General features: G+C 73.7%; 9 protein-coding genes. 7 read left to right on the forward strand and 2 right to left on the reverse strand.

The window, feature by feature from the left end:
- Window positions 1-110 precede the first annotated feature (110 nt).
- A complete protein-coding gene (locus tag WMF17_RS33525) occupies window positions 111-3011 on the forward strand; it encodes an Hsp70 family protein (RefSeq protein WP_437645086.1) in 2901 nt (966 codons plus the stop codon).
- 232 nt (window positions 3012-3243) lie between these two features.
- On the opposite strand, the gene WMF17_RS33530 is transcribed toward WMF17_RS33525, so the two are convergent.
- Entirely contained in the window at window positions 3244-4155 is a 912-nt protein-coding gene (locus WMF17_RS33530) for a hypothetical protein (RefSeq protein ID WP_437645088.1), read from the reverse strand.
- A gap of 416 nt (window positions 4156-4571) precedes the next feature.
- Here WMF17_RS33530 and WMF17_RS33535 point away from each other — a divergent pair, with 416 nt between their 5' ends.
- From WMF17_RS33535 to WMF17_RS33560, 6 genes are all read left to right on the forward strand, one after another.
- Window positions 4572-7598, forward strand: coding sequence for a beta-propeller domain-containing protein (locus WMF17_RS33535; RefSeq protein WP_437645089.1), 3027 nt, complete (start codon window positions 4572-4574; stop codon window positions 7596-7598).
- A 136-nt stretch (window positions 7599-7734) separates the two neighbouring features.
- The gene (locus WMF17_RS33540; RefSeq protein WP_437645091.1) at window positions 7735-8253 is read left to right on the forward strand and encodes a hypothetical protein; all 519 of its coding nucleotides are present in this window, start codon (window positions 7735-7737) and stop codon (window positions 8251-8253) included.
- 238 nt (window positions 8254-8491) lie between these two features.
- Window positions 8492-9418, forward strand: a complete 927-nt coding sequence (gene grxD, locus WMF17_RS33545; protein WP_437645093.1) for a Grx4 family monothiol glutaredoxin — start codon at window positions 8492-8494, stop codon at window positions 9416-9418.
- 130 nt (window positions 9419-9548) lie between these two features.
- On the forward strand, window positions 9549-10913 hold the full coding sequence (locus tag WMF17_RS33550) for a sigma 54-interacting transcriptional regulator (protein WP_437645095.1): 1365 nt from the start codon (window positions 9549-9551) through the stop codon (window positions 10911-10913).
- The gene (gene rraA / locus WMF17_RS33555) at window positions 10910-11401 is read left to right on the forward strand and encodes a ribonuclease E activity regulator RraA (RefSeq protein ID WP_437597315.1); all 492 of its coding nucleotides are present in this window, start codon (window positions 10910-10912) and stop codon (window positions 11399-11401) included. The genes WMF17_RS33550 and rraA overlap by 4 nt, the downstream gene beginning before the upstream one ends.
- Before the next feature lie 225 nt (window positions 11402-11626).
- Window positions 11627-11875 (forward strand): hypothetical protein, encoded by a 249-nt coding sequence (locus WMF17_RS33560; RefSeq protein WP_437568081.1) that lies wholly within the window; start codon window positions 11627-11629, stop codon window positions 11873-11875.
- 141 nt (window positions 11876-12016) lie between these two features.
- On the opposite strand, the gene WMF17_RS33565 is transcribed toward WMF17_RS33560, so the two are convergent.
- On the reverse strand, window positions 12017-13861 hold the full coding sequence (locus WMF17_RS33565) for a hypothetical protein (RefSeq protein WP_437645096.1): 1845 nt from the start codon (window positions 13859-13861) through the stop codon (window positions 12017-12019).

Raw genomic sequence — 13861 nt, forward strand, 5'->3', positions numbered from 1 at the left:
AGCGCCGGCGGCGGCCCGCCGACGCCCCGCCGCGGGCGCGAGCCGACGCGGCCGCGCGCCGGACCTGCGGAAGGCGCGGCGGCGATCCAGTATCGTTGCTGCGCGCACGCATGTCCGCCCCCGCGAACAACCCGAGCCTGATCGTCGGAATCGACCTCGGCACCACCCACACCGTCGTGGCATGGGCCGAGCGCGACGCCGGGCCGGGCGCGATCCGCGTCTTCTCCATCCCGCAGCTCGTGACCGCCACCGAGGTCGAGGCGCGCCCGCTGCTGCCATCCCTGCTCTACGCGCCCCTCCCCGGCGAGGCGCCGGCCGACCCGTTCGGCGACGCGCCCTTCGCGATCGGCGAGCACGCGCGCCGGCGCGGCGGCGAGGTCCCCGGCCGGCTCATCGCCTCGGCGAAGAGCTGGCTCTGCCACCCCACCGTCGACCGCACCGCGCCCATCCTGCCGTGGGGCGCGCCCGAGGACGCGGCCTCCCTGCCGCGCGTCTCGCCGCTCGACGCGAGCGCCCGGCTCCTCGCCCACGTGCGGCGCACCTGGGACGACGCCTTCCCGGATCGCCCGCTCGCGGCGCAGGAGGTCGTGCTCACGGTGCCGGCCTCGTTCGATCAGGTCGCGCGCGAGCTCACCGTCGAGGCGGCCCGCAGCGCCGGCCTCTCGGCGCGGCTCCTCGAGGAGCCGCAGGCCGCGTTCTACGACTTCATGCGGCTCGCAGGCGCGGAGGGCCTCGACGCGCTGCTCGCCCGCTCGGGCGGCGACGCGACGGTCCTCGTCTGCGACGTCGGCGGCGGCACCACCGATCTGTCGCTCATCCGGGTCGCACGCGCCGCCGAGGGCCGCCCGGTCGAGGTCTCGCGCGTCGCCGTCGGCCACCACCTCTTGCTCGGCGGCGACAACATGGACCTCGCGCTCGCCCACCTCTGCGAGCCGCGCCTCGTCGGCGGCACGGGGGAGAAGCTCGACCCGGCGCGCTTCGGGCAGCTCGTGCTCGCCTGCCGCGCCGCCAAGGAGCGCCTGCTCGGCGGCGCCTCGGCCAACGGCGGCGCCTCGTCCGACGGCGGCGCCTCGGCCAACGGCGGCGCCTCGGCCGGCAGCCGCGACGCGCCCGCCCCGCCGGACGAGGCGCCGGTCACCGTGCTCTCGCACGGCGCGCGGCTCGTGGGCGGGGCGCTGACGACGCGCCTCGGCCGCGAGGAGGTCGAGGGGATCGTGCTGGACGGCTTCTTCCCGGAGGCGCCGCGCGACGCCCGGCCGCAGCGCGGGCGGAGCGGGCTCGTCGCGTTCGGCCTGCCCTACGAGCGGGACGCGGCGATCACCCGGCACGTGGCCTGGTTCTTCGCGCGCCACGCCCCCGACGCGCGGGGGCCGACCGCGCTGCTCCTGAACGGCGGCGTCTTCCGCGCGCGCCGCGTCGCGGAGCGCCTCGCGCAGGTCATCGAGCGCTGGGGCGGCCCGCGGCTCGACGTGCTCCCGCACGCCGACCCCGACCTCGCGGTGGCGCGGGGCGCGGTCGCGTACGGCCTCGCGCTCGCGGGCCGCGGCGTGCGCATCGAGGGGGGCGCGGCGCGCGGCTACTACGTCGGCCTGGAGCCGCCCGCCGGCGGGGGGCCGCGGCCCGCGGTCTGCGTGGTGCCGCGCGGCGCGAAGGAGGGCAGCGTGCACGCGGCGGCCGGACGGACCTTCGCGCTCGCCGTGGGCCGCCCCGTCCGGTTCGACCTGTTCGCGTCGGACGACGCGCGCGCCGATCGCGCGGGCGACCTCGTCCCCCTCGAGGAGGACCGGTTCGAGGCCCTGCCGCCGGTCGCCGTGGCGTTCGACGCCGGGGACGCGGCGCGCGCCGCGGCGGGCAAGCAGGCGGAGGTGCGCGTCCAGATCGAGGGAGAGCTCACCGCGATCGGCACGCTGGATCTCGCCTGCGTCGAGGTGGGCGTCCCGGCGCCGCGCCGCTTCCGGCTGGCGTTCCAGCTGCGCGAGGACGGCCGCGGCGCGCGCGCTGCCGAGGCCGAGGGGGCCGCCCCGGAGCGGGCGCAGGCGAGGCCTCCCGCCGCGGCGACGCAGGGCGGGAGGCGCCTCGAGGAGGCGCGGGAGGCGATCGAGCGGGTGTTCGGCAAGGGGCGGCCCGACGTCGCGCCGCGGGAGGTGAAGAACCTCGTCCGCGAGCTGGAGCGCGTCCTCGGCGAGCGCGCCACCTGGACGACCGAGACCGCGCGGGCGCTGTTCGATACCCTCGCGCCGAGCGCGCGCTCGCGGCGGCGCTCGGCCGACCACGAGCGCGTGTTCTGGTCGCTCGCCGGCTACTGCCTGCGCCCGGGCTTCGGCGACGCGGGCGATCCGGCGCGCGTCGCCGCGCTCGCGCCGCTCTTCGCCGAGCGGCTCGCGTTCCCGCAGGAGGCGCGCTCCTGGCAGCAGTTCTGGATCGCGTGGCGCCGCATCGCGGGCGGCCTCGACGAGCCGCTGCAGGTCGCGATCCGGGATCTCGCGGATCCGTTCCTGGCCCCGGCCGAGCAGCGGCTGAAGAAGCCGAAGGGCGTGAAGCCGGAGGCGCTCGACGATCTGCTCGAGCTCTGCGCGTCGCTCGAGCGCGTGCCCGCCGGGCAGCGGAGCGAGCTCGGCGCCTGGATCCTGGAGCGCACGTGGACCGACCGCGACGCGCGGCTCTGGGCGGCGATCGGCCGCATCGGGGCGCGCGTCCCGGCCTACGCGAGCGTTCACCATGTTGTGTCGCCGGCGGCGGCCGAGCGGTGGCTCGACCACCTGATGCGCGAGAAGTGGCAGGAGCTGCCGTCCGCCGCGCCGGCCGCGGTGCAGCTCGCGCGCAGGACCGGCGACCGGGCGCGCGACGTCTCGGACCGGATCCGCGGCGAGGTGGAGCGGCGGCTCGTCAAGGCGGGCGCGCCCGAGGCGTGGGTCAGGGCGGTGCGCGAGGTCGTGGCCGTCGAGGAGGCCGAGCGCGCGGCGTTCTTCGGAGAGGGGCTGCCGGTGGGTCTGCGGCTCGTGAGCGAGTAGGGCTTTTGTTCAGACCGAATTCGCTCAACGAGCCGACGATACGCTGCATGATTGGCAACAGCGAAGAAGGCCTTGCAACAGGTGGATTGCGCAATCGACCGTTCTCGGACGGGCCGCTCGGGCGCGTGGTGGCGACGAATTCAGGGGAGCTCGATCGGGTCGAAGACGTCGTGCGTCCGAGGTGCACGCATCACCGCTGCTCCGGGTTCAGCGCCCGCTGGCCGGCGTCCTGTCACCCGGAAGCCGCCTCGATGCACGCCTCGAGCTCCGGCGTCGCCCGCCAGCCGCACGCGCCCGACTCGCCCCGCTCGCACTCGCCGTGCTTCGGGTAACACGCGTACTCCTCGCGGAACTCACACGTTGTGGCGACGTCCTCGTCCGCGCAGACCTGGCCGCTGCAACCCGTCACCACGCACGGGGCAGGCTCGCCGCCCCCGAGGCACGCATCGAGCTCCGGCGTCGCCCGCCAGCCGCACGCGCCCGACGCGCCCCGCTCGCACACGCCGTGATCCGCGTAACACGCGTACTCCTCGCGCCACTCGCACGTGGTGACCACCTCGTCCTCGACGTCGGCGCAGACCTGACCGCTGCAGCCGGTCACCACGCACGGGGCAGGCTCGCCGCCCCCGAGGCACGCATCGAGCTCCGGCGTCGCCCGCCAGCCGCACGCGCCCGACGCGCCCCGCTCGCATACGCCGTGATCCGCGTAACACGCGTACTCCTCGCGCCACTCGCACGTGGTGACCACCTCGTCCTCGGCGTCGGCGCAGACCTGACCGCTGCAGCCGGTCACCACGCACGGGGCAGGCTCGCCGCCCCCGAGGCACGCCTCGAGCTCCGGCGTCGCCCGCCAGCCGCACGCGCCCGACGCGCCCCGCTCGCACACGCTGTGCTCGGCGTAACACGCGTACTCCTCGCGGTACGCGCAGTCGGTGACCACGTCCTCGTCCGCGCAGACCTGGCTGCTGCAGCCGGTCACCACGCAGGACCCAGGCGGGCCGCCCGCAGACCCGCCGCCCCCAGGCCCAGCTCCGCCGCCCTCGACCGGGCCCTGACAGCCCTTGCCCTTGGCGCCGGTGAGCAGGGGGACGAAGAGAAGAAGCATCGCAACGACGAGCCGATGACGCTTGCTGAACAGATCCATAATCAAGCCTCCTATCAAGTGATCGACCCTGCCACCCGGCAGCCGCCGGCGCCAGGATTAGATGGCCGCGTCACCGAAACGGGCCGGCGCGTCCTCGAAGCGTGAACGCGATCTCCCGCCGTGACGAGCCGCGTCCCACAAGGGGCGCGATCCGCCCTCCAGGTCATGAGAGCTCAGCCGGGATCACGGCGCACCGGCGGCGACGAGGCGCACGCTTTGCGGGCGAACCCCAGCCGCGGCTGCCCACGGGGCTGCACACTCTGGCACAGGTCCAACGTGCACCGTCGAAATCCGGGCATTTTTGCGGCCTTCTGCCTGGCCTGAGGCTTGCTAACTGCGCCGTGCACGGGACGCGGATAGCGCAACACCCACCGGCGCAGCCATGACGCCCTGTGTCTTCGTGGACGAGGTGAACCATGACCTTCCTGTCTAGAATTTACGCCGGCTGGCTCGTCCTCGCGACGGCAGCGGCATCGGCCGGACTCGCCGGCTGCAGCATGGGAGGCGCGTCCGGGCCTTCGCCGGATGACGCTCCGACCGACTTCATCTCCGGCAATCCGAGGGGGAACGACGGCAGAGGGGCCGAGGACGGCGGCAACGCCATCGCCGCCGGTAGTACGGGCTCCGGAAACAGCACCGGGGCGCCGAACGAAGGAGCGGGCGACGACCCGGAGCGCGCGATCACCGAGGCCGACATCATCCAGGTCAAGGACGGCAAGCTCTACGCGCTCTCGCAATACGCGGGGCTCAGCGTCATCGACATCTCGCGGCGCGACCGGCTGAGCCTGCTCGGGCGCTACCGGGCGACCGGAATGCCCTTCGAGATGTACCTGCGCGACGGCATCGTCTACGCGATGTTCTCGTCGTGGACGCAGTACCTCTACGACGCGGACACCGGCGAGTACACCTATGAGGAGTCGAGCCGCATCGAGGCGCTCGACGTCTCCGACCCGTCGGATATCCGGCTGATCGGCTCGTTCGACCTGCCGGGCACCCTCTCCGACTCGCGCATCGTCGGCGACGTGCTCTATGCCGTCACCTTCGAGAACAACCATTGCTGGGGGTGCGGAAGCTCGCCGAACACCACCGTCACCTCCCTGGCCGTCGGCGACCCGGCCGAGATCAGCGTTGTCGACAAGCTGAGCTACAAAGACGACGACCCCTACGGCTACGGGTGGCGCCGCAGCGTGACCGTCACCCAGGACCGCATGTATGTCGCGGGCATCGAGTGGAACGGCGACGACGAGGGACACTCCACCATCCAGGTCATCGATATTTCCGACCCCGGCGGCGACCTCGTCGAGGGCACGAGCGTCGAGGCCGTCGGCCAGATCCAGAGCCGCTGGCAAATGGATGAGCACGAGGGCGTCCTCCGCGTCGTCAGCCAGCCCGGCACGTGGTGGAACAACGCGGCACTTCCAGGCGTCCAGACCTTCACCGTCGCGTCCTCGCAGGAGCTCACGCCCCTCGGCTACACCGAGCTCATCCTGCCCCGGCCCGAGTCGCTGCGCTCCGTCCGCTTCGACGGCGACCGCGCCTACGCCATCACGGCAGAGCAGACCGACCCGCTGTTCACCATCGACCTCAGCGACCCGGCGCACCCCGCCCAGCTCGGCGAGCTCGAGATGCCCGGCTGGGTCTATCACATGGAGCCGCGCGGCGACCGGCTGCTCGCCCTCGGGTTCGACAACGCCTCCGACGAGGGCTCGCTCCACGTCTCGCTCTTCGACGTCTCGGATCTCACGACCCCGACGATGCTGGAGCGCATCCACTTCGGCGGCTCGTGGGGGAGCTTCGCCGAGGACCAGGACCGGATCCACAAGGCCTTCACCATCCTGGACGACCTCGGCACGATCCTCGTGCCCTACAGCGGCTTCGAGGTCAACGACGACAAGGGCTGCGGCTCGTACCAGAGCGGCATCCAGCTCATCGACTTCACGACCGACACGCTCACGAAGCGCGGCTCCGCCCCCGCGCGCGGCCAGGCGCGACGCGCCTTCGTCCACGACGAGCGGCTCTTCGCCGTCTCCGATCAGGAGGTCGGGACGTTCAACATCGACGACCGCGGCGCCCCGGTCGAGGTCACCGACCTCAGCCTCGCGACGATCGTCAGCAACGCGGTCGCCACCGGCGATCTCGTGGTCCGCATGAGCGCGGACTGGTGGACGAGCGGCCCGCAGCTCGAGGTCGTGTCGGCCGCGGATCCAGGCCGCACCGAGCCGATCGGGAAGCTCGACCTCGAGGCGCTGACCTCCGCGTCGAATGCTGAATGCTACGGATCCGGCGTCGCCAACGCGCGCCTCTTCGCGCACGGGCAATACGCGACCCTGCTCTGGCCCTCGCACGCGGACTGGACCAAGACGCACCTCGCCGTCATCGATCTCAGGGACCCCGAATCTCCCCGGATCGCGAGCCAGCGCGAGCTGCCGTTCAGCAGCCACGCGCTCTACTGGGGCGGGTACTCCGGCGCCGTCATCCCGACGGGCGACTCCGTGGTGCAGGCAGGGAGCACCCTTGTGCTCCGCAACGCCAGCGAGGAGTACTACTACTACGACGACGGCGGCGCCGAGCAGCTGGCGCCCGCGGAGGCGACGCTCGAGGTCGTCGACCTCTCCAACCCGTCGAACCCGGTGCACCGCTCGGTGGCGCTGCCCTCCGGCGCTGGCTACACGGGCCTGCAGATCGACGGCACCACCGTGCTGACGTCGCACTGGGTGCCGCTGCCGCAGGACCCCTCCAGGGCGCGCTTCTACCTCGACCGCATCGACGTGTCCGACCCGTCCTCGCCGGTCGTGCTGACGCCGGTCAACGTGCCGGGCTCGCTGCTCGCCTTCAACGGCGCGGACCGCCGCGCGCTCACGATCGATTACGAAATCGTCGAGTTCGAGGTGCTGAACACTCCGGCGTGTTACAGCGAGTTCGCGCAGAACACCGGCTTCCAGCCGTTCGACCAGGAGAACTGGGAGGGACCCGGGATCTGCCGAGGGATGCGCCGCGCGCTCAAGCTCCTCGACGTCGGCAGCGAGACCGCGCGCCTCCGCGACGAGAGCCCGATCGACGACGACACCGGTATCTGGCAGGTGCTCGTGGGCAACGACCGCGTGTTCATGCACACCTACGTGAACTACGCCGTGCCGAACGGCCAGTCCCCGTACGGCATCGCCGTGGCCAGCGGGCTCGAGGAAGGCAGCATCGAGCTCGTGACGAAGCAGGTCCCGGAGCTCAACAACGCCTCGCCGGTCCTCGCGGACGGTACGCGCCTCCTCGTGTCCAGCGACAGCCCGCCCTCGCTCGCGGTCCTCGACGCGTCCGACCTCGACGAGCTGACGTACGAGACGAAGGGCGAGCTCTCCTCGTATATCTACCGGGTGACGCTCGACGGCGACCGCGCGCTCTGCTCGCTCAGGCACCACGGGCTCGAGGTCGTCGACCTCGGGAACTGACCCGCGCGCCGCGCCTTCGCTGCCCGCTGCTGTCACCGGCGGCGCAGCGAAGGCGCCGCCCGCCCCCTACCCTCCCGGCAGGCCCCGCCCGCCGCCGGCGCTTGGCGCCGGGGCCCGGCTGCGGCACACAAGGTCCATGGGCAGAGCCGAGCTCGGGCAGCTGATCGATCGTGAAGGGCTCGACGCCTCGGACGGCGCGCGGGGGCGCCTCGCGATCGCGGTGCCGGCGGCGTGGGCGTGCGATCGCGCGGACATCGAGATCACCGTGCCAGCCCTCGTCGCCTGCGCCCGCTGCGACGGCGGCGGCTGCGACAGCTGCGACCGGAGCGGCGCCCACCGCGCCCCGGCCGAGGTCGCCGCGAGGACGCTGCGGCTCCGGCTGCCCCCGGATCTCACCGGCGGCGTGACGCTCCGCCTGGTGCGCCCCTTCGGCGAGCACGCCCCGCTCGACCAGCTCTTCGTCGAGCTCCGCGAAAGCGACGCGGCGTCGCCTGGCGTGCTCCGCGTCACGCCACCCCCGTCGGACGCGCTCGCGCGCTCCTCGACGCCGGGCGGCGGGCGCCTGCGCGGGCTCGGCGCGCAGCTCAGCACGCCGGCCGTCCTCGCGACCCTCGCCGCGATCGCGGCGGTCGTGGGGCTCCTGCTCGGCCGCTGAGCGCGCCGGACGCGGGCATGCCTGGACGCGGGCGTGCCTGGACGCGTCCGCGCCGCGGATCGCGCGCGTCCTCCGTCGGGCGCGGCCGCGCCGCGGTTCGCGCGCCGCCGCCCTCGGCAGACGCGGGCGAGGCCGCCCGCAGGGTCTCGCTACCGTGCAGAGCTCATGCTAGCGAGAGGCCCGCGGAAGCGCGCGGGCGTCGATCGCGCCGCCACGGCCGCGGACGGAGAGCAAGCACATGAGCCTCAGCGAGCCCATGCGGGCCAGGATCACCACCATCATCCGCGAGAACGACGTCGTCCTGTTCATGAAGGGGACGCGGACGATGCCTCAGTGCGGCTTCTCCGCCACGGTGGTGAGCATGCTCGACGAGCACCTGCCCGCGTACCAAACGGTGGACGTCCTCTCGGATCCCGCGCTGCGCGACGGCATCAAGGAGTTCTCGAGCTGGCCCACGATCCCGCAGCTCTACATCCGCGGCGAGTTCGTCGGCGGCTGCGACATCGTGAAGGAGCTGCACGCGACAGGGGAGCTGGTGAAGGCGCTCGGGCTCGCGCAGGGCGAGCCGCAGGCGCCGCCCTCCATCCGCGTGACCCAGGCGGCGATCACCGCCTTCGCGTCCGCGCGGGAGTCCGACGCCGACTTCGTTCACATCGAGATCGACCCCTCGCACACCTACGGCCTCTACTTCGGCCCGCGGCAGGCAGGCGACGTCGAGGTCGAGGCCGGCGGGATGGTGTTCCTGCTCGACAAGGCGAGCGCGCGGCGCGCCGAGGGGCTGTCGATCGACTTCGTCGAGGGCGCCTCCGGCGGCGGCTTCAAGCTGGAGAGCCCGAACGACGCGCCGAAGGTCAAGCAGCTCTCGCCCGCCGCGCTCAAGGCGATGCGCGACGGCGGCGAGGCGCTCGAGCTCTTCGACGTCCGGACCGAGCAGGAGCGCAAGATCGCGAAGATCGAGGGGGCACGCCACCTCGACCAGGAAGGCCAGCAACACCTGGAGACGCTCGCCAAGGACGCGCGGATCGTCTTCCACTGCCACCACGGCGGGCGCAGCCAGGCGGCCGCCGAGCACTACCTCGCGAGGGGTTTCCGGAACCTCTACAACCTCCAGGGCGGGATCGACGCGTGGTCGCAGGACGTGGACCCCTCGGTGCCGCGGTACTGACCGCCCTCACCCGCGACGCGCTCGCGACGAGGATCGCGCAGGCGTCACACCGAGATTAGATTTTTGCAATCACAACGCAGCCCATCCCGCGGATCCTCCAGGGTTGCCCGGGATCGGGTATGCCTACCGTGTGGGTGCTGACGATCAGTCCACGGTCAGGGCGTCCGACGCAGAGGCGGCGCCCACGGCGGCGGCGACGCCCGGCCTCGTGGTCATCTTCACCCGCGGGCAGCCTGCGTGCGCGCCGATCCCGCTCGGGGACGGCGCGATCGTGCTCGGTCGCGCGTCTGCGGACGACACGGTTGTCGTCGACGACGAGCAGGTGTCGCGCCGGCACACCCGCGTCGTGCTCTCGGGCCAGGGCCTGCAGATCACCGATCTCGGCAGCAGGAACGGCACCTTCGTCGACGGCGAGCAGGTCGAGGAGCAGGTCTTCCCGTCGCTCCCGCGCTTGCTCCGGATCGGCGGCACGCTGCTGCGCTTCACCGCCGACGTCGCGCCGTTCCAGCGGGGCGGCGTCCTGGAGCACGTGGACGAGGTCGTCGGCCCCACGCTGAGGCAGACCCGCGAGCGGATCGCCCGCGCGGGGGCGCGCGGCGAGACGCTGCTGCTCACAGGGCCGAGCGGCTCGGGCAAGGAGCTCGCGGCGCGCGCCTTCCACGCGGCGACGGGGCGGGGCGGCCCCTTCGTCGCCGTGAACTGCGCCGCGATCCCGGAGGGCCTCGCGGAGCGGCTGCTCTTCGGGGCGCGGCGCGGGGCGTACTCGGACGCGAACGCCGACGCGGAGGGCTATGTCCAGGCCGCGCACGGCGGCACGCTGTTCCTCGACGAGATCGGGGAGCTCGACGCGTCGGTTCAGCCCAAGCTGCTCCGCGTCCTCGAGACGCGCGAGGTGCTCGCGCTCGGCGACACGCGCCCGCGCAAGGTGGAGTTCCGGCTCTGCGCGGCCACCCTGAGGGATCTCCAGGCCGAGGTCGCGGCGCGCCGTTTCCGGGAGGACCTCTACTACCGGATCGGCCGGCCCGAGGTGCGGATCCCCGCGCTGACGGAGCGGCTCGAGGAGCTGCCCTGGCTGATCGCGGCGGAGCTCAGGCGCGACGGCGCGCGGCTCGCGCCGGGCGTCAGCCTCGTGGAGTCGTGCGCGCTGCGCGCGTGGCCGGGCAACGTGCGGGAGCTGCTCCGCGAGGTGCGGCAGGCGGGCCTGTCGGCGCACGCGGCCGGGCGCGCCGTTGTGACGGCGTCGCACCTCGCGCCGTCCGCGGGCCTCGACATCACGGAGGTCGCGAAGCGCACGCCGGCGCCGGTGGAGCTGCGGCGGATCGCCATCGAGATGGCGCTGCGGCGCGAGCAGGGGAACGTCACGCGCGCGGCCCGCTCGCTCGGGATGCACCGGAACCAGCTGCGCCGGTGGCTCGTCCGCCACGGGGTCGACGCGGCGGCCTTCGCTGGCACGGGCGCAGGCAAGGACAGCGGAGCAGCCAAGGAGTCGTCATGAGCTCACACACGACGGTTCGAACCACGGATCTTTGCGACGACCACCCGGACGCCGTCGCCGTCGCCGATCCGATCTTCCGGGACTACGGCGGAGCTCGCCTGTTTCATGGGCCCGTCGCGACGGTGAAGGTCCACGAGGACAACGTGCTCGTCCGCAAGGCGCTCGAAGAGCCGGGCCAGGGGCGCGTGCTGGTCGTGGACGGAGGCGGCTCGCTCCGCTGCGCGCTCCTCGGGGACAACATCGCCGCGATCGCGCATCAGAACGGCTGGGCCGGGGTGCTCGTGTACGGCTGCATCCGCGACGCGGAGGAGATCGCCCGCATCCCGATCGGCGTGAAGGCCCTCGCGACGCACCCGCGAAAGAGCAACAAGAAGGGCGCGGGGGACCGCGACGTCGCCGTGACGTTCGCCGGGATCACCTATGTTCCTGGCGGGTTCGTCTATGCCGACCACGACGGGATCGTCTTCGCGCAGAAGGCGCTCGTCTGAGGAGCTCGCAGGCGCGCTCGCGCCTCGACGGGGCAAAAACGCACGTCACCGAGCAATTTCGCCACACCGCAGGAGGGCGCCGCGCGGCGGCTGCTCGCGAGATGGATGGGCTCGGCTCCGGTCTGGACGCGCGGGCGTCGCGCGCCGCGTCGAAGCGCGCTGCCTGGCGCGGCCGATGCATTGGCGCCGGGGCTACCCACACCTCGTAGATACGGGAGGACAAGAATGAGCAACATCACGTCCGAGCTGAAGAGCGATCTGACAAAGAGCCTGGAGTCGCTCCAGACCCTGCGCGACGAGATCCGCGTCAGGCTCCACCTCGCCGGCATGGAGGCGAAGGACGCCTGGAGCAAGCTGGAGCCCACGCTCCTCGACGCCGAGAAGCTCGCCGAGGACGTCTCCGAGACCTCGCGGAACGCGCTGCGCGACATCCTGGAGAAGGTGAAGGAGTTCCGCTCGTCGCTTCCCTCCTGATCGCGGCGTCGACGTGACGACGTGAAGAGAGCGCCCTCGACGGCGAGGGCGCGATGGGTGGCGCTCACCAGGAGCCTGGTGGGCGCCACCTGCTTTGTGCGTCCGGGCCTCGCCCGAGCGCCGCGGCGCCCCCGCGCTGGATCACCCGCGCAGCGCGGCCGCCACGACACGCGCGACGTTGCCCCACCGTGGATCGGCTGCGCAGGCAGCGAGCCGCTCGCCCACGACGTGGGAGCGCCGGTGATCGACGAAGCTGGGCGGCCGAGGGAAGGCGGTGAGCGGCGCGCGCAGGAGGGTCTTCTCGACCTGCCCGAGCATCGCCGTGTTGTGCACGAAGCCGAGCCCGCTCTGGATGTTGGCGAGCGTGGCGCTCGGGTGGCCGCCCCAGGGCGGGACGACGATCGCGTGCGCGGCGGCGGGCGCCTGGTTCACCGCGATCACGCCGTACCGGAGCTCGAGCAGGGCGCGGTCGAGCGCGGCGCCGACGGCGGGGTCCTCCTCGCTGATCGGGTGCGCGATGATCGACGCGCCCAGGGTGCCGTGGAGGCGGTCGTTGCAGAGGCGGGTCGCCGCTTCCAGGAACTCCACCGGATCGCTCGAGCCGATCTCGACGATGGAGAGGACGCCGCAGGGCGGCTCGGTCGAGAACAGCGGCTCGTCGGCGTCCGACGCGGAGAGCCCGGCGATCAGCGTCCACGGGAGCGCGCCCGGCCCGGGCTCGCCGATGCGCACGACGCCGCACGGCAGCGGCGCGTCGGCGGAGCCGTCGAGGCGCTCGCGCTCGAGCGGCGGGCGCCCGGCCGTGAGCGCGGCGTGCCGCGCCTCGGCCTCCGGATGGGCGGCGCGCCGCGGCGGCACCGCGGCGAGCGCGCGGTGGAGCATCCGGAGGAGCAGCGGCCGCTGCACGAAGCCCCTGGGCAGCACGAGGACGTGCGCCGCGGGGTCGCCGAGCGAGGCGCTGCTCACGATGCGGCTCGCGAGGAGTCTCACCTGGAACCAGAGCTCGTCCTCGCCGTAGAGCCACGGCGTCACGAGGACGGGGCGGATGCCGCCGAGCACCGAGGAGACGGGCTTGTCGAGCAGCCGCTCTCCCGACGCCCGCCGGCGCGTCTGCAGAGGGCCCGGGGGCCCCCAGACGAGCGCGTCGTGCGCCGCCGCCGCGCCGTGGACGTGGACCTCCGAGACGGCGGGGTGGGCCGCGAGGTAGGCGACCGCCTCGGCTCCGCCGTACACGAAGCGGAGGAGCCCGCGCGAGACGAGCGGCGCGAGGGCGCGCTCGAGGAGGGCGCCGAGGGGGGCGCTCCAGGGGCTCATCGCGAGCGCCACGACCCGCCCGTCGACGAAGAGCGCGTGGAGCGCATCCCGGAGCGGGAAGCGCGCGGCGTCGCCCGCGCCGAGCACCAGCGCGACGCCGCCCTCGGGGTCGCGCTGCTGGTAGAAGCGTGCCTGCTCTTCCCGGACGCCGGCGCGCGTCGCTCCGGGCTGCATCAGGGCGCGCGCGCGGAGGGGCCCGTGGAGCGCGGCGTCCTTCAGGCCCGCCGGGAACACGTCCACCTCGATCCGGCCGTCGGCGCGGGCGCGCACCGCCCCGCGGCCGAGCCGCGGGCGGCCGTGCGCGGCGATGTCCTCGAGCGCCTCGGCCAGGAGGCGCACCTGCGAGAGCGTCGCGCACGGCCCCGCGAGCCACGCCTCGCCGCTCGCCGCCGCGCCGGGGTCGAGCCCGGCGGCGGCGCACGCCGCCTCGACCTGCGGGCGCGCGGCGGCGAGCAGGCCCGGGAGCAACGAGCGGAGCAGGGAGGCCTTCTCGCGGGGCGGCATGCGCGCGAACCCGAGGGCCGCTTCGCCCAGCTCGAACAGCGCGCGATCGAGCTCTGCCGGGGATGTCTCGGCGCCGCGCGCCGCGCCCGGATCGGCCGCCGGCACGCTGGAGGCGAGGCTTCCGGGCGCGGGAACGGCGGCGGTGGCGACGTCGGGGACCGGCGGCAT

This window comes from Sorangium sp. So ce362 (genome assembly GCF_051519845.1).
In the GTDB taxonomy this organism is placed as follows: domain Bacteria; phylum Myxococcota_A; class Polyangia; order Polyangiales; family Polyangiaceae; genus Sorangium.